Genomic DNA, 15,606 nt, shown 5'->3' on the forward strand with positions numbered 1-15,606 from the left:
CAGTGGTTGAGTGGGCTCTACTACGCTGATTTCATCAGCTTTTACAGCCCTACTCAACTGTGCGGAGGTGGGACGACGAAATCGAATTCTAACGAATTACCGATTTCTGTCCCACTCTCTTTTTTTCTTTCTATTGATATCTGTTCTCTCCTTTCTGAAAATATGGTAGAATAATAGAAATAGAAAGATAGGTGACCATGGATTACTTTAAACGACACAAATTTGATTGGTCCAAATTCCGTTTGGGGATGAGAACCTTTAAAACAGGGATTGCCGTTTTTATTGTACTACTTATTTTTGGAATATTTGGCTGGCGAGGCCTTCAGATCGGGACGTTGACAGCTGTTTTTAGTTTGAGGGAAGACTTTGATAAGAGTGTCCACTTCGGGGCTTCGCGTGTCATGGGCAACAGTATCGGAGGTTTTTATGCCGTATTGTTCTTCCTTTTAAAAACGCTCTTTCATGGGGCGTATTGGGTGACTCTGATTTTTGTACCTATTGCGACCATGTTAACCATTATGACAAATGTCGCTATGAATAATAAAGCAGGAATTATCGGAGGAGTTTCGGCAATGCTGATCATTACCCTTTCGATTCCTAACGGAGAAACCTTCTTGTATGTTTTTGCCCGAATATTTGAGACCTTTATTGGCGTTTTCGTTGCGATTTTGGTCAATTCGGATGTGGATCGCATTCGCGATTTTCTCAAGAAACACAAAAAACCTATGTAAGATTATATAACATTTAATCTTGACATAGATTTTTTTTTCGATATAATAGAATAGAAAGAGGAATGGTATGAAGGAAAAGGAATTACGACGCTCGCTGGCAGTCTTTCCGATTGGAAGTGTTATGAAGCTGACTGACTTGACAGCTCGCCAGATTCGTTATTATGAAGATCAGGGATTGATTTCTCCTGATCGGACAGAAGGCAATCGCCGCATGTATTCGTTGGACGATATGGACCGCCTGCTTGAGATCAAAGATTATATCTCAGATGGCTTCAATATTGCGGATATTAAGAAGAAATATGCGGAAAAAGAGCAAGAGCAAACCAAGGTTGTCAGTCAAGAAGAGATCCGTAAGGCTCTTCATCGTGACATTCTTCAGCAAAGTCGCTTCACATCTTCCCCATCGCCATATGGTCAATTTCGTTGATCATTTCATAAGCTTGTAATCTATTTTAAGGAGACAAAAATGTCAATTACTGCTGCAGATATTCGCCGTGAAGTAAAAGAAAAAAATGTTACTTTTATTCGCTTGATGTTCTCTGATATTTTGGGAACCATGAAGAACGTCGAAATTCCAGCTACCGATGAGCAACTGGACAAGGTTCTTTCAAACAAAGCCATGTTTGATGGTTCTTCTATCGAAGGATTTGTCCGTATCAACGAGTCAGACATGTATCTTTACCCAGATTTAGATACATGGACAGTTTTCCCTTGGGGAGATGAAAATGGTAGCGTAGCTGGCTTGATCTGTGATGTCTATACGACAGAAGGGGAACCATTTGCAGGAGACCCACGTGGCAACTTGAAACGTGCCCTTCGTCATATGGAAAAACTTGGATTCAAATCCTTTAACCTTGGACCAGAACCAGAATTCTTCCTCTTTAAGTTGGACGAAAATGGAGATCCAACTCTTGAAGTAAATGACAAAGGTGGCTATTTTGACTTGGCTCCAACAGACCTCGCAGATAACACTCGTCGTGAAATCGTAAATGTCTTGACCAAGATGGGTTTTGAAGTAGAAGCTAGCCACCACGAAGTAGCCGTTGGTCAGCATGAAATTGACTTTAAGTATGACGAAGTTCTCCGCGCTTGTGATAAGATTCAAATCTTCAAGCTTGTCGTGAAAACCATTGCCCGTAAACACGGTTTGTATGCAACCTTTATGGCCAAACCAAAATTTGGAATTGCCGGATCAGGTATGCACTGTAATATGTCTCTCTTTGACCAGGATGGCAACAATGCCTTCTTTGATCCAGAAGATCCACGTGGAATGCAATTGTCAGAAACTGCTTATCACTTCTTGGGTGGTTTGATCAAGCATGCCTACAATTTTACAGCTGTGACCAATCCAACCGTCAACTCTTATAAACGTTTGGTTCCTGGATATGAAGCACCTGTTTATATCGCTTGGGCAGGTCGCAACCGTTCTCCATTGGTACGTGTGCCAGCATCACGTGGTATGGGAACTCGTTTAGAATTACGTTCCGTAGACCCAATGGCCAATCCTTATGTAGCTTTGGCAGTCTTGCTTGAAGTCGGCCTTCACGGTATTGAAAATAAAATCGAAGCACCTGCTCCGATCGAAGAAAATATCTATGTGATGACACCGGAAGAACGTAGAGCAGCTGGAATTACAGATCTCCCTTCTACTCTTCACAATGCCTTGAAAGCCTTGACAGAAGACGAAGTGGTGAAAGCTGCCTTGGGTGAACACATCTACACCAGCTTCCTCGAAGCCAAACGAATCGAATGGGCAAGCTATGCGACCTTCGTATCCCAATGGGAAGTAGACAACTATTTAGATCTTTATTAAGAAACAAGAGTAAAGAGGCTAGGACAAAAGTCCTAGCCTCTCAATTATTTTTGGATTGTCGAGCAAGACGCAGTGGTTGAGTGGGCTCTACTACGTTGATTTCATCAGCTTTTACAGCCCTACTCAACTGTGCGGAGGTGGGACGACGAAATCGAATTCTAACGAATTACCGATTTCTGTCCCACTCTCTTTTTGATCCTCAAAAAGTCATCATAAAACCAGTTGAAACAGTGGTTTCAACTGGTTGTTTTTTAATTTTCGTCATCTGGTGTGAGAATCATTGGGATAATGATAGGTTCACGTTCCGTGCTCTCGTATAAGAATGGGCGAAGGGCATTGACAATCGCACCATTGACGGTTTGGATATTGGCATCTTTGTTCTTCAAGGCGATACGAATAGCATTGAAGAGAATGCGTTGGCTTTCACGGATCAGGTCTCCTGATTCACGCATGTAGATGAAACCACGGCTCAAGATATCTGGTCCTGCCAGAATCATCTTCGATTTGAAGTCAACAGTCGCAACAGCAAGCACGACACCGTCTTCGGAAAGGTCTCTCCGGTCACGAAGAACAGCAGCTCCGATTTCGCCGATGCGATTTCCATCGACATAGATGTCTTGGGCATTAAAGCTTCCTGCAATACGAGCAGAGTTGGCTGTAAGGGCGAGAACATCACCGTTACTCATGATGAAGATATTGTCTTTTTCTACTCCGCAATCACGCGCAAGTCCTGCGTGGATCTTCTGCATCCGGTATTCACCATGGACAGGCATGAAGTATTTTGGTTTGATCAAGCGGAGCATGAGTTTTTGTTCTTGTTGCCCCCCGTGTCCAGATGTATGGATGTTGTTGATCTTCCCGTGAATGACATCGACACCCGCTTCAGAAATCGTATTGATCAATTTGTTCACACTGGTTGTATTCCCAGGAATCGGACTAGATGAGAAGATAACGGTATCTCCTGGTTGGAGTTGCACTTGGCGGTGCGTTCCGTTGGCGATCCGAGAGAGGGCTGCCATCGGCTCTCCTTGGCTTCCTGTACACATGATCAGGATTTCATTAGCCGCATAGTCTTTGATCTCATTTGGCTCGATAATGGTTCCAGCAGGGACCTTGATGTAGCCAAGCTCGATTCCATTGACGATGGCTTTTTCCATGGAGCGTCCAAAGACGACGATCTTGCGACCTGTCTTGACAGCGGCCTCAGCGGCCTGTTGGAGACGGAAGATATTCGAGGCAAAGGAAGCAAAGATAATGCGCCCATGGATGCCTTCGATGATCTTCATGATTGATTGGCCAACCACTTTTTCAGAGTTGGTAAAGGTTGGAATTTCCGCGTTGGTTGAGTCTGAGAGCAGACAGAGAACGCCTTCTTCTCCAAGAGCTGCCATACGATGGAGGTCAGCCGGTTCCCCAACGGGCGTGAAGTCAAATTTGAAGTCTCCGGTACAGACAATCTTTCCTTGAGGGGTGTGAATCACAATCCCTAAAGGTTCTGGAATCGAGTGAGTGGTACGGAAGAAGGTTGCTTTAAGATTTTTAAATTGAAGCTCAGTGTTTTGGTTGATTTCGTAGAGTTTGGCATCGCGAAGAAGGCCGTGCTCTTCTAATTTTCCACGGATCAAGGCAAGCGCTAAAGGTCCAGCATAGATAGGGACATTGGCTTGCTTCAAAAGGAAAGGAATCCCACCGATGTGGTCTTCGTGTCCGTGGGTAATGAGGACCGCTTTGACACGATCAATATTGTCAACGATATAAGAGTAATCAGGGATCACATAGTCGATCCCAAGGAGGTCGTCTTCTGGAAATTTGATCCCGGCATCGACAATGATGATTTCATCTTGGTACTCGATCCCGTAGGTATTTTTCCCGATTTCTCCAAGTCCACCAATGGCAAATACACCAACTTCTTCAGGTTTTAAGGTATAGGCCATGGATTAGTACTCCGTTAGTTCAAAGGCACCTGACTCTTTCTCGTAAGCAAGGTGTTGCTCAGAAAGTGGTGTGATAAATTCAATGTTGAAATCTGTGTTTGCTTCAACCAATTGACGAGCTTGGATGCGTCCTTCGCGTTCATTTGGTGCATCAATATCGAGATAAAGTGCATGCGTCGTTTCACGACGAGGGTTCCGTTCTTTTGTTTTCTGATAAAAAACTTTGTAAATCATGAAGTAATTTTCCTTTCATTATTTCGGTCCATTTGTTAGCTGCGAAGGAGTGTAATCACTAGAGTTTTCTACTCGCAACTAGTGGACCTGATTCGATACAATTAATTATCATTATATCATAAATTCGCCTGTAAGTAAAAGATAGACTGGAAAAGTCAGAGGGGCAAAGACCTATAATAGAGAAGCTTTTGAGCAGTTTTGGATAGGAAAATCCTGCGTTCTAGAGGAGAGTTTCGCTGGGATTTGAAGGGAATTTGTAGTATAATATAATCCAGTTCAAGAGGAGTAGGAAATGAAATTATTAGCATTTGATACCTCGAGTAAGGCTCTTTCTGTAGCGATTTTAGAAGATGAGGCTCTACTTGCAGAAACAACATTAACTATTAAAAAAAATCATAGTATCACCTTGATGCCGGTCATCGATTTTTTGATGCAACAAATCGACTTGACACCCAAGGACTTGGACCGGATCGTGGTGGCAGAAGGTCCTGGGAGTTACACTGGACTGCGCATTGCGGTCGCAACCGCAAAGACCTTGGCTCATACCTTAGGAATTGAATTGGTCGGGGTTTCGAGCCTCTTAGCCCTAGTGCCAGATGATCTAGAAGGTTTGGTAGTGCCTGTCATGGATGCCCGTCGGAACAACGTTTATGCAGGTTTTTACCAAGATGATCAGCTGGTCGCACCAGAAGGGTATTTTCCATTTGAGGAAGTCCTAGAGCATGCAGCGACGAGTGAGCAGGTCACCTTTGTCGGAGAAGTCACGGCCTTTAAGGAGCAGATCGCCTCTAGCCTGCCAAGGGCTACTTACTATGAAACCTTGCCAGATGCAGTGAAAATCGGACGTCTCGGTCTCAAACAAGCGCCTGCTAGCCTCCATGATTTTGTCCCTCATTATCTCAAACGGGTCGAAGCAGAGGAAAATTGGCTCAAAGACCACACGGAAACAACGACCTCTTACATCAAGCGCCTATGATGAAAGGAACAATCAGGAAAGGGAGTAGCCAAGATGCGGCCTCCATTCTCGCTGTGCTGGAAGATGTCTATGAAGCAAGTCCCTGGAAGTTGGAGCAGATTGAAGCTGATTTAGAGCAGGAATCGACCTCCTATTTCCTAGCTGTGGATGAGGGGCAAGTCCTTGGATTTGTCGCCATTCAAGAGACTCTCTATGAAGCAGAGGTCTTACAGATTGCGGTCAAGCGCGTCTTTCAAGGCCAAGGCCTAGCTCAGCAGTTACTCGCGCAGTTGCCGGACCAAAAAGAGATTTTCTTAGAAGTGCGCGTGTCCAATCAACCGGCCCAAGGCCTATACAAAAAAATGCATTTTGAAGAAATTGCACGGAGGAAAAACTACTATCACGATCCCATAGAGGATGCTGTGATCATGAAGAGGAACCCAAATGAAAGATAGATATATTTTGGCTTTTGAGACATCTTGTGATGAGACCAGTGTGGCTGTCTTGAAAAATGACGACCAACTCTTGTCCAATGTCATTGCCAGTCAAATCGAAAGTCACAAGCGTTTTGGTGGGGTGGTGCCTGAGGTAGCCTCTCGTCACCATGTGGAAGTCATCACCGCTTGTATTGAAGAAGCCCTGGAAGAAGCCGGTATCACAGAAGCAGATGTCACAGCTGTGGCTGTCACCTACGGTCCAGGCCTAGTTGGAGCTCTTTTAGTCGGCCTAGCTGCAGCCAAGGCCTTTGCCTGGGCGCATGGACTTCCTTTGATTCCTGTCAATCATATGGCAGGGCATTTGATGGCCGCTCAAAGCGTCGAGCCCTTAGAGTTTCCGCTTTTGGCCTTGCTGGTGAGTGGAGGACATACAGAACTAGTCTACGTCAGTGAAGCGGGTGATTATAAGATCGTCGGAGAGACCCGTGATGATGCTGTCGGAGAGGCTTATGACAAGGTTGGGCGCGTGATGGGCTTGACCTATCCAGCAGGACGTGAGATTGATCAGCTGGCCCACCAAGGGGCTGATATCTATGATTTCCCTCGGGCCATGATCAAGGAAGACAATCTGGAATTCTCCTTTTCAGGACTCAAATCTGCCTTTATCAATCTGCACCATAATGCCGAGCAAAAAGGAGAAAGTCTCTCCAATGCAGACTTGTCTGCAAGTTTTCAGGCAGCCGTATTAGACATTCTCATGGCCAAGACCAAGAAGGCCTTGGAAAAATATCCGGTCAAAACCCTAGTCGTCGCTGGTGGGGTCGCAGCCAACCAAGGTCTCCGTGAACGCCTGGCTTCTGACATCACAGATGTCAAGGTCATCATTCCGCCTCTGCGCCTCTGCGGGGATAATGCAGGGATGATCGCCTATGCCAGTGTCAGTGAGTGGAACAAAGAAAACTTCGCAGGCTGGGATCTTAATGCCAAACCAAGTCTCGCCTTTGAAGGAATTGAATAAGAAAAAGGAGCCAATTGGATGTGCGATTCCAATGGCTTTTTTGCTGGGATCTCACCAACTAGTAGCGGATTTGCGAGTCGAAAGAAAATTCGGTATGATAGAAGGAATAAAAGAATGGTGAGGGAAGGGAGCGAGAAAATGGTAAAGGTACCGAATAGAGTCAAAAAACTAATCTTTGTAATGATTGGTGTTGGCTTTTTATTGATTTTGTCTTATAGGACTTATATCGCTATTTATATAAAACCATATACGTTTATTGATTTGAAAGAAAAAATTGTCGATTATGATTTTATTGAAAATGGGAAGGTTATCGTTACAAAATGGGATTATTCAAATAAACTCGATTATTATATGACAAAGAATAATGGGGATGTGTTACGATCTTATCCAATTGTCGGGAAAACAAAAATTGTTAAAGAATACCACAAACTAAAGGATATTAATGATATGAAACATAATATTCCGGATGGGAAAGAGTATTGGGGTATTACTATATACAATATAAAAAATAAGAAATTAACTCCTAAGGATTATGATCTTTTTAAAATGACTCGTGAATACAACAAATCATATGTACCAGATAGAATTGACAATGTTATCTATATTAGTAATGGCAAAGAATTGTTGGATATATACTTAAAAAGTCCTAAGGATCATTATAAGAAGGACATTATTAAATCTATTGATTTACAATCAGGAAAGGTAATTGATCAAGGTGATACAACGGAAAAAGAAGTTGTGAATGATTCAACCAACTATATTTCATTTTTACCTATTCATGAGCAGCTAACAATGGCTGATCGTAGAATCTCATTAGATAAAACCAAAAATTTTCCTGAATCCGATGCTACAATTTTTGATAAATACCCAAATACTAAAGATTTATTTTCCGAAAGTCATTCTATGATAGGGATTTTGGCAGATAGACCTAGTGTGGACACGAACATTCCTATACTTCAACTTTTAGTGAATCCAAAAACGAATTTATTTAAAAATGTTACAATACCAGCAGAATATTCTATAGATAGCCAAGAACATGAGATTCATTCCTATGATGAGTTTAAACAATTCTACAATAAAATAGAAAACATACAAGGAGAGTGAAAAAGAGGTTGTTATGCAAACAATGATTAATTTAGGGATATGGGAGAACAAGAATTACCATTTTGATTTGGAGGGAAAAGTCATACTAGAAGAGACATCTTCTCCTAACTACTGGTCTTATGTACTGCTCCCTATTACATTATTTATTATCAACAAAATTTCGGATGGATTAGCGGAGTATGGAATATTTGACAATCAGTTGGTACGACTTGGAACGATTCCAATTTTAGGTGTTATCTCCTACTTCTTAGCTGCGTGGATTATTCGATATTACCATGCAAGCCTGAAATTACAGACATCTAAGTTGGATGAGGATCAGTGCAAGAAGTTCATCAAGGCATTAAAGAGACGGAAGGTGTACTTTACATTTCTTGTCAATCTTTTTAGGTTCCTAACTGTAGCCGCTATTCTTTTGTTTGTTATCGGAAATGAAACCATTGCAGCACTCTTTTTGCTCATTAGTTTTTCAGTGATTTTTATGTTTAAATTTGATTACCAATTATCTAAATGGCCTGATATGATAGAGATCATATCTCAAGAAGTGGAAAATGGTAATTAAGGAAATCTCTGATGGGCATGAGGCCTTTGAAAAAGTAGGTGGATGTATTGAAAAAATTTTTAAGTTTGAAACTGGTTTGTCTAGCAATTATTGTAGTCGGTTTAGTATTCTATTTTAAACCTTCAGAGACTAAGAAAAATCCTATCGAAAAGAGACCTAGCTCAACAAAAGTCATTCATGAAGGGAATCTCAAGAATGTTCAATTATTTGGTGAGAAAAATCAATTTGTTTTGAGTAAGGATCTGACATTGGTTGATGGGAAGTATCTGGTTGGTTTTGACTATGTAAAAACCGATGACAGAATAAATGGGAGTATGTCGGATTCCGATATTACGAGATTGACAATCATTTTAAAGAAACAACCGTAAATGCTTTAGATGAGATTCGTAAGACAGCACCAAAAGCCTTTATTTATGATTATCAAATAAATGTTAATAGTGGAGTAAGTGTTGTAGATCTAATCTATTTTGATTCTCGTAGTGCAATGGAACGTAGCATTGGAAATGGGAAAAATATTTATTACAAGTTAGATGAACAGAAATACTACAGCAAGTATGCCGTCCCAGAGGGCAGTGCAGTTAAGGAAAAAATTATAGACTATACAAATTTAATGGAATTAATCGATAAGAATACCGGTTTTGATCTTCAGGCAGGATTTAAATTTCAGAAACAGGCTAAGAATGTAAAGACAGATATCAATTTATTTGTAATTTATCCGGAATTCAAAGAGAAAATGTTGAGTGGTAAGTACTGGATTGAACCTAGATTACAGTTATTAAGTAGTAAGGAATGGTTTGATACTCTTCTTCATTGGTTTGCACCTAAAGGACAGGACACTTTACCTGGTGTAAAAATTGAAGCTCGGTACTCAATAGATGGTCAAGAACATGAAATTCGTTCTTATGATGAGTTTAAACAATACTACAATGGAAAAGGTGGTGAATTGAGTGAGTAAAGCCTTATCTGGAGGATTGGGAGAAGAAAGCTGGATTTGATCAGGTTAGTACCGTCTAGGATGCTATGTTGAAAGCATGTAGGAAGTAAATAGGATGTTAGAATATAAAGAAACAAGTATTTTCTGTCACCAACTGGTAGAGTACAATGGCAAAAAATTCCTGTTAGATGCTAGTACAATGAAGCCTAAGCTCTATTATTGGGGGTTGCCAACGGAAACTATTACTGTTGAGATGATGGAAGTAGATAAAAAAGTTGAAATTCCAGGCACACCCATCAATAAATTAAATGGGGGAACAGCAGCTATTCTAGTTCAGCCATTTGTGGGAGTGGTTTATAGTCTCTTCAAAAAGCTATTCGGTGAGTATGCTATTAGTCAGCAAATTTTTCTAAAGATAGTCTTATTCATGGTTGCCATGCTTATATCATTTGCGCTCTTTCGATTTTCTCTAGAAAAGGCTCGTAAAAAGGTTAAGACTCTATTTCCTACAGCGACTAAGAGATACAGGGTGACTTTCAAGCCGATACCAGAAAGAAAGCACATTTTTGATGCCCATCTATTGAATCTTGTCTTACTGGCCTGTTTAGCCATGTATTTATTCATCAATAATGGAACAGAAGGGATCTTTTTGGTGATAGGCGGTATTCTTACGGCTTTTCTATTGACCTTTGAATTTGGTAAAGTCCCAGTTCTTTTAGGAGCTAAAACAGGGAATTTACGGTTTGATAGTGTAGAAGAGATTGTCGTTGAAAAAAGTAATTCAAATTGAATGGACAAAAAAAGGAGTAGAAATGCTGAAAAAAAACAATTGTTTTGTTAGTGGCGCTTCTATTATTAACAGCATGCGCCCAGTCTCGACAGGAATCAAAAGATTCTTTGCCGAGCAAAACGGAACAGACCTCAAAAGAGTCTTCGTCTATTAAACATGAAGCGGATTTGCAATTTTTAGTGCCCCCTCAGTATGAAGGAAAAACATCTGATTTGATCGAACTGGGTAAGAAGTTGGTTAAGGAACATCCAGAACTTGGAAATCAAGGAAGCCTATCGATTAACTATACTGGCGCAACTTTCTCATCAAATCAACAAGAATATGCTGTTTTTCTATTGATTAACAAAGCTGGGTTTCAAATTGATAAGGATTTTGAATTTTCATTGAGTTGGAAATATGATGGGCAATTGATTTATCAGAATCAACGGATTGGCTATAAAATTAGTGACAGTGGAGCATTGCCTGATCAATCTGCCACGATTTTGACCTTGCCAATATCCAGTGAGCAAAAACAAATTGTCGAGAGCATGACACAAGAAGAAAAGATGTCATTAGAAATGTCGGATTTAAAAGTAACTAAGTAGGTAGAAAAATGCCAGTATATATTATACTTCTTTTTGTAATAGGGGGCGCGTCTATCTTTTTCCTAACTGCTTTTTTCATCTACTTCTGCATTTCTAAGCGTTTTGCAAGAAGGAAAAATCTATCAACAGAGCGGGTCGAAGGTATTGTTATTGGCTATGCGTATGCAAAACAGGTAATTCCACCAATTGTCGAATATATTGTTGATAGAATAGCATATAAGAGACAACTGGAATATCGTTGGACCGTGGTGAAATCGGCCCCTTGGATGAGTCGGAAGGCGGTAGCTGATACACCGGATCTTTTAAGTGAAAATTTAGTGATTTCTAGAAACTCAATGGTCTCCTATACAAACGTTTTAGAAGAAGCCTTTCCTAAAGGATCTACCATGACCGTCTGGTATAATCCTCAAAATCCAGAAGAATCTTATGTTGAACGTTTTTGTAATAAAGATAAACTGTATAAAAAGTTAGCTCTTCTCTTTCTCGTTCTCTACATCATTTATATGATCGTTTTTGTAACACTTACGATTTTATCTATAGTTTACAATTGGAAGGCTAATTAAGATTTTAAAATATAAGGGCAGTAGAAATGGTTTGAGTCTCTCATTGGTCCTTTTTCAACCTTTTTTCTTGTGTTATAATAGAGGTCAATGATTTAGAAAGGAGTGAGAGAGTGGAAAAAGATTTTTGGCAGGGGGTGAGGGACGCGCTACCGACGGCTTTGGGCTATATCAGTATTGGCCTGGCTTGTGGTGTGGTGGCGTCTCCCTATCTTTCTCCTTTGGAGATGGCCTTGATGAGTATCTTGGTCTATGCTGGGGCAGCCCAGTTTGCGATGATCTCTCTGATTGCGGCCCATTCTTCGATCTTGAATATGGCCTTGACGGTGTGTTTGATCAATCTCCGTAATATGTTGATGAGTCTGCATACGTCATCTGACTTTAAGGATGCTAGTCTCGCTCATACCATCGGGATTGGAAGCCTCCTGACCGATGAGAGTTATGGGGTCTACTTGAGCGAGAAGTTAAAGACGGATACCATTACAGTCCCTTGGATGCATGGGAACAATCTAGTAGGCTATGCGGCCTGGATCGGTGCGACGGTTATCGGAACAGCTCTAGGATCTCTCCTACCTGATCCAAAGGCTTTTGGGCTTGATTTTGCTTTGGTGGCTATGTTTATTGGGATTTTTGCAGCCCAGTTTCAAGGAATGCAACTGACAGAAAAGACCAAGACTATGCTCATGGTGCTGTTAGCAGTAGCAGTGAGTTTCTTTCTCTTACTCTTTTTTGTTTCGCAACCGCTAGCTGTGCTAGCTGCGACCTTGATCGGCTGTTTTGTGGGGGTGGTCTGTGATGCGCGTGAATAATTATATCTTCATGGCCATTCTGGCCTCAGCCCTCGTTACCTGGACTCCTCGGATCTTGCCCTTCCTCTTAGTCAAATACAAGGGACTGCCGGCTCCTGTGACCCGCTTTCTCAAATACCTGCCCATTTCCATTATCTTTGCCTTGGTTTTATCAAGCTTAGTAGAGGGGAAAATTGGAAGCCTCCCGCAGTTTCACTGGTTGGACCTCATGGTGACCATTCCTAGCTTCTTTGTCGCCTTTCGTTACAAAAACCTTATGGGAACCGTTTTGTTTGGAATTGTCTTGATCGCCCTATTGCGATTGGTGTTTTAAATGGAAAAATATGTTACAAAAAAATTACAATTGTTACAAAAAAACTTGATTTTTGTAACAATTGGAGTATAATGGGAGTCAGAAAGATAAAGAGGTGATCGTATGAAAAAATCAATCTTCCGTTGGAGTGCCGCTGTTCTGGTGGCTGCTTCACTTGGTCTAGCTCTCGGTGGTTGTGGTGCTAAGGATAAAAAAACAGCTTCCTCATCCGAAAAAGCATCTACCAGTAAGGTAGAGAAAAAAGCCAAAAGTAATAGCAAAAAGAGTGCGGCATCTTCCTCTCAGGCAAACGATACAGCTAGCTCTTCGACTCAAGCCAGTAGCGCGACAGCTTCAAAAGACTCTGGTAAGACCGAGAATGCGTCTACTACGACGCAAGCTACTGTCCCTGCAGAATTGGTGGGAACTTGGGTAGGATCTAGTCCACAAGCGGATGCGATTAAAATGACAGTGGATGCCAATGGAAATGTGACAACAGTGGTTAGCTTCAAAAATGATAGCGAACCAACTCGGACAGCTACCTATACTGCAAGAGCAGTCCAAGCAACAGGCAATATCTACTATTGGGAGTCAGAAGGATTGGATGGAGCTGATGCCTTGCTTCCTGGGATCACAGGGCTAGGTGTAGCCAACTTCCGACTGGAGCCAGGTTTTGTCTTAGAAGAAGGCCATTATACCCCGATTGTTTTCACAGCGCCTGTCAATACAGAATTTGACTACACCAAATACAATGATTTTCGTTTTTCATTAACCAAAGAACAATAAAAAGACGAACTCGATGGAAAATCGAGTTCGTTTTTTTAGTAATGAGGGCTCCCTGCTACCCAACCGGTGCAGAGGGCGGATGTAATATTAAAACCGCCTGTATGGGCATTGATATCGAGGACTTCTCCTGCAAAGTGGAGTCCAGGGACGAGCTTACTTTCTAGGGTTTTCGGATTGATTTCTTTGAGGCTGACACCGCCCTTGGTCACAAAGGACTTGGCTAGAGACATCTTCCCGGTGACGGGGATAGGCAACTCTTTGATCTTTTGAATGAGCTCTTCTGTCTGAGGAGGAGTGAGTTGCTTGGCTTTTTCAGGGAATCCTTGCGCCAAGAAATCAGCTAACCGTTCAGGAAGTAGGGCTTTGAGGCTATTTTTAATGGCCTTTTCTCGATGCTCTTCTAGAAAGTCTTTTAACTCTTGGGAAGAAGTGATCGGAAGGAGGTCCAGAGATAAGATTTCCCCGCCTTTAACAAAGCTGGACATCCGAAGGGCTGCAGGGCCAGAAAGTCCAAAATGGGTAAAGAGAAGGTCGTGTGTGATGATGTGTTTGCCGTAGCTGAGGGTCACATCTGTCAGAGAGATCCCTTGGAGGACCTTGTGTGGAAAATCTGTCAAAAGAGGGCTTTCTGCCGCTTCTAGATCCGTAATGCTATGTTTGAAGTGGCGAGCAATTTCGTGTCCGTAGCCAGTAGAGCCGGTAGAAGGGTAGGATTTGCCTCCAGTTGTGACGATCAGCTTATCAGCTGTCCAAGTGTTTTCAGATGATTTGACGATGAAGGCGTCTTCTGGCTTGGTGACAGAGACCACTTCACAGTTGGTGGCAATGCTAGCACCAAGCTCAAGGATCTTATTTTCTAAGGCTTGAATAATGGTGCGAGATTGATCACTAGCAGGAAAGACCCGGCCATGATCTTCGACTTTTAGCTCGACGCCATTATCGGTGAAAAATTGGATGATATCATGATTATCAAATTGGGAAAACACACTGTAAAGGAAACGGCCATTTCCAGGGATACCGGCCATCAAATCGTCTAAGGTACCGTTGTTCGTGACATTACAGCGGCCTCCTCCGGTACCTGCAAGTTTCTTACCTAGCTTTTTATTTTTTTCGATCAGTAGCGTAGGTTGGCCATAAGAGGCGCTGGCAATGGTCGCCATCATACCTGCTGGGCCACCACCGATGACAATGGTGTGAAAATGAGTCATGTCGTTCTTCCTTCTCTTGTTTCTTTCATGATTTGCTTTGTCCATTATATCATTTTATGGACGGCTTCGGAAAATGAAGGAATCAAAAAACAAGCACCTTTCGATGCTTGCTTTTGAATGATTCTTTGATCAACTCATTACATGATTCCAAGGAAGTAACGGATGAAGAAGAAGGCAAGGACAGCACCAACAAATGGAGCAGTACCTGGTACAAGAAGACCATATTGCCAGTCGTTGTTTACTTTATCTTTGATTGGCAAGATTTGGTAAGCGAAACGAGGTCCAAGGTCACGCGCTTGGTTCATCGCGAAACCTGTAGTACCACCAAGACCCATACCGATAGCCCAAACGATCAAACCAACAGTGAATGGAAGCATTGCTTCGTTGGCGTGTTCAGCAGCCATGATAGATGTCAAGAAGATAAATGTTGCGAACGCTTCGACGAAGTAGTTACGTGGAAGGTTACGGCAGTTAGGGTTAGTTGAGAAGATGTTACGGATAGCAACACCATCAATTTGACCTTCAGAAATCTTGAAGTGGTCAGCATACATAAAGTAGGCAATCAAAGCTCCAAGGAAAGCACCGATCATTTCAGCGATTGCGATTGGGAAGAATTGAGCGATTGTCAATTTACCAAGAAGGACTTTAAGCAAAGCCATAGCAGGGTTCATTGAAACACCGCCAAAGACGAACAAGCAGACAGTGATACCGAATGCCCATGTAGTGATCGCGAATAAGTGTCCAGTTCCAGCATATTTTGTTTTCTTCAAAACGTCGTCACAGTGTACGCCAACCCCGAAGATAATCATCAAAGCTGTACTCATAACTTCTGCAAGTAATTGATGTGTCATGTTAATT

The 15,606-nt window shown here is 41.9% G+C and carries 20 protein-coding genes; 16 read left to right on the plus strand and 4 right to left on the minus strand.

Annotated elements, in window-relative coordinates:
• The first annotated feature begins 197 nt into the window (after window positions 1–197).
• The 3 genes from PCY11_RS06980 (at window position 198) to glnA (ending at window position 2,544) form a co-directional block, all read left to right on the plus strand.
• The gene (locus PCY11_RS06980) at window positions 198–731 is read left to right on the plus strand and encodes an aromatic acid exporter family protein (protein ID WP_003008874.1); all 534 of its coding nucleotides are present in this window, start codon (window positions 198–200) and stop codon (window positions 729–731) included.
• A 67-nt stretch (window positions 732–798) separates the two neighbouring features.
• Window positions 799–1,158, plus strand: a complete 360-nt coding sequence (locus PCY11_RS06985) for a MerR family transcriptional regulator (protein ID WP_003008872.1) — start codon at window positions 799–801, stop codon at window positions 1,156–1,158.
• A gap of 39 nt (window positions 1,159–1,197) precedes the next feature.
• Window positions 1,198–2,544 carry a type I glutamate--ammonia ligase gene (gene glnA / locus PCY11_RS06990; protein WP_023919214.1) on the plus strand — a complete coding sequence of 449 codons (1,347 nt, stop codon included), beginning with the start codon at window positions 1,198–1,200 and terminating at the stop codon, window positions 2,542–2,544.
• A 251-nt stretch (window positions 2,545–2,795) separates the two neighbouring features.
• Here the strand turns inward: glnA and PCY11_RS06995 are convergent, their stop codons facing one another.
• Both PCY11_RS06995 and PCY11_RS07000 read right to left on the minus strand, forming a co-directional pair.
• On the minus strand, window positions 2,796–4,478 hold the full coding sequence (locus PCY11_RS06995) for a ribonuclease J (RefSeq protein ID WP_003015245.1): 1,683 nt from the start codon (window positions 4,476–4,478) through the stop codon (window positions 2,796–2,798).
• 3 nt (window positions 4,479–4,481) lie between these two features.
• Window positions 4,482–4,712 carry a DNA-directed RNA polymerase subunit epsilon gene (locus PCY11_RS07000; RefSeq protein ID WP_031576344.1) on the minus strand — a complete coding sequence of 77 codons (231 nt, stop codon included), beginning with the start codon at window positions 4,710–4,712 and terminating at the stop codon, window positions 4,482–4,484.
• A gap of 292 nt (window positions 4,713–5,004) precedes the next feature.
• Here PCY11_RS07000 and tsaB point away from each other — a divergent pair, with 292 nt between their 5' ends.
• The 13 genes from tsaB to PCY11_RS07065 all read left to right on the plus strand — a co-directional run bounded on the left by tsaB (window position 5,005) and on the right by PCY11_RS07065 (window position 13,540).
• Window positions 5,005–5,688 (plus strand): tRNA (adenosine(37)-N6)-threonylcarbamoyltransferase complex dimerization subunit type 1 TsaB, encoded by a 684-nt coding sequence (gene tsaB, locus PCY11_RS07005; protein WP_070845724.1) that lies wholly within the window; start codon window positions 5,005–5,007, stop codon window positions 5,686–5,688.
• Window positions 5,685–6,122 (plus strand): ribosomal protein S18-alanine N-acetyltransferase, encoded by a 438-nt coding sequence (gene rimI / locus PCY11_RS07010; protein WP_070845722.1) that lies wholly within the window; start codon window positions 5,685–5,687, stop codon window positions 6,120–6,122. Before tsaB ends, rimI begins: the two co-directional genes overlap by 4 nt.
• Window positions 6,112–7,122: a tRNA (adenosine(37)-N6)-threonylcarbamoyltransferase complex transferase subunit TsaD gene (gene tsaD, locus PCY11_RS07015; protein WP_070507032.1), complete on the plus strand. Its 1,011-nt coding sequence runs from the start codon at window positions 6,112–6,114 to the stop codon at window positions 7,120–7,122. Before rimI ends, tsaD begins: the two co-directional genes overlap by 11 nt.
• An 18-nt stretch (window positions 7,123–7,140) precedes the next feature.
• Window positions 7,141–8,226, plus strand: coding sequence for a hypothetical protein (locus tag PCY11_RS07020; RefSeq protein ID WP_301362611.1), 1,086 nt, complete (start codon window positions 7,141–7,143; stop codon window positions 8,224–8,226).
• Window positions 8,227–8,239: 13 nt separating this feature from the next.
• Complete coding sequence (locus PCY11_RS07025; RefSeq protein ID WP_070845720.1) at window positions 8,240–8,785, plus strand: hypothetical protein; 546 nt, start codon at window positions 8,240–8,242, stop codon at window positions 8,783–8,785.
• Window positions 8,786–8,832: 47 nt separating this feature from the next.
• Entirely contained in the window at window positions 8,833–9,153 is a 321-nt protein-coding gene (locus tag PCY11_RS07030; RefSeq protein ID WP_247926120.1) for a hypothetical protein, read from the plus strand.
• 116 nt (window positions 9,154–9,269) lie between these two features.
• Window positions 9,270–9,740 carry a hypothetical protein gene (locus tag PCY11_RS07035; RefSeq protein WP_247926121.1) on the plus strand — a complete coding sequence of 157 codons (471 nt, stop codon included), beginning with the start codon at window positions 9,270–9,272 and terminating at the stop codon, window positions 9,738–9,740.
• 94 nt (window positions 9,741–9,834) lie between these two features.
• The gene (locus tag PCY11_RS07040; protein WP_070845717.1) at window positions 9,835–10,509 is read left to right on the plus strand and encodes a DUF443 family protein; all 675 of its coding nucleotides are present in this window, start codon (window positions 9,835–9,837) and stop codon (window positions 10,507–10,509) included.
• Window positions 10,510–10,559: 50 nt separating this feature from the next.
• Complete coding sequence (locus PCY11_RS07045) at window positions 10,560–11,093, plus strand: hypothetical protein (protein WP_247926165.1); 534 nt, start codon at window positions 10,560–10,562, stop codon at window positions 11,091–11,093.
• 8 nt (window positions 11,094–11,101) lie between these two features.
• Window positions 11,102–11,656, plus strand: coding sequence for a DUF3592 domain-containing protein (locus tag PCY11_RS07050; RefSeq protein WP_070845713.1), 555 nt, complete (start codon window positions 11,102–11,104; stop codon window positions 11,654–11,656).
• A 110-nt stretch (window positions 11,657–11,766) separates the two neighbouring features.
• Complete coding sequence (locus tag PCY11_RS07055; RefSeq protein ID WP_070845711.1) at window positions 11,767–12,462, plus strand: AzlC family ABC transporter permease; 696 nt, start codon at window positions 11,767–11,769, stop codon at window positions 12,460–12,462.
• Window positions 12,449–12,775, plus strand: coding sequence for an AzlD domain-containing protein (locus tag PCY11_RS07060; protein ID WP_176745630.1), 327 nt, complete (start codon window positions 12,449–12,451; stop codon window positions 12,773–12,775). The genes PCY11_RS07055 and PCY11_RS07060 overlap by 14 nt, the downstream gene beginning before the upstream one ends.
• 102 nt (window positions 12,776–12,877) lie before the next feature.
• Window positions 12,878–13,540, plus strand: coding sequence for a hypothetical protein (locus PCY11_RS07065; RefSeq protein WP_070845709.1), 663 nt, complete (start codon window positions 12,878–12,880; stop codon window positions 13,538–13,540).
• Window positions 13,541–13,575: 35 nt separating this feature from the next.
• Here PCY11_RS07065 and PCY11_RS07070 read toward each other — a convergent pair whose 3' ends face one another.
• Together PCY11_RS07070 and larD are read right to left on the minus strand one after the other, a co-directional pair.
• Window positions 13,576–14,748, minus strand: coding sequence for an NAD(P)/FAD-dependent oxidoreductase (locus PCY11_RS07070; RefSeq protein WP_301362612.1), 1,173 nt, complete (start codon window positions 14,746–14,748; stop codon window positions 13,576–13,578).
• Between the two features lie 137 nt (window positions 14,749–14,885).
• The gene (larD, locus tag PCY11_RS07075; RefSeq protein WP_024056458.1) at window positions 14,886–15,599 is read right to left on the minus strand and encodes a D/L-lactic acid transporter LarD; all 714 of its coding nucleotides are present in this window, start codon (window positions 15,597–15,599) and stop codon (window positions 14,886–14,888) included.
• Between the last annotated feature and the right edge of the window lie 7 nt (window positions 15,600–15,606).

The sequence above is a fragment of the Streptococcus sp. SP8 genome, from assembly GCF_030440045.1.
In the GTDB taxonomy this organism is placed as follows: Bacteria; Bacillota; Bacilli; order Lactobacillales; family Streptococcaceae; genus Streptococcus; species Streptococcus parasanguinis_I.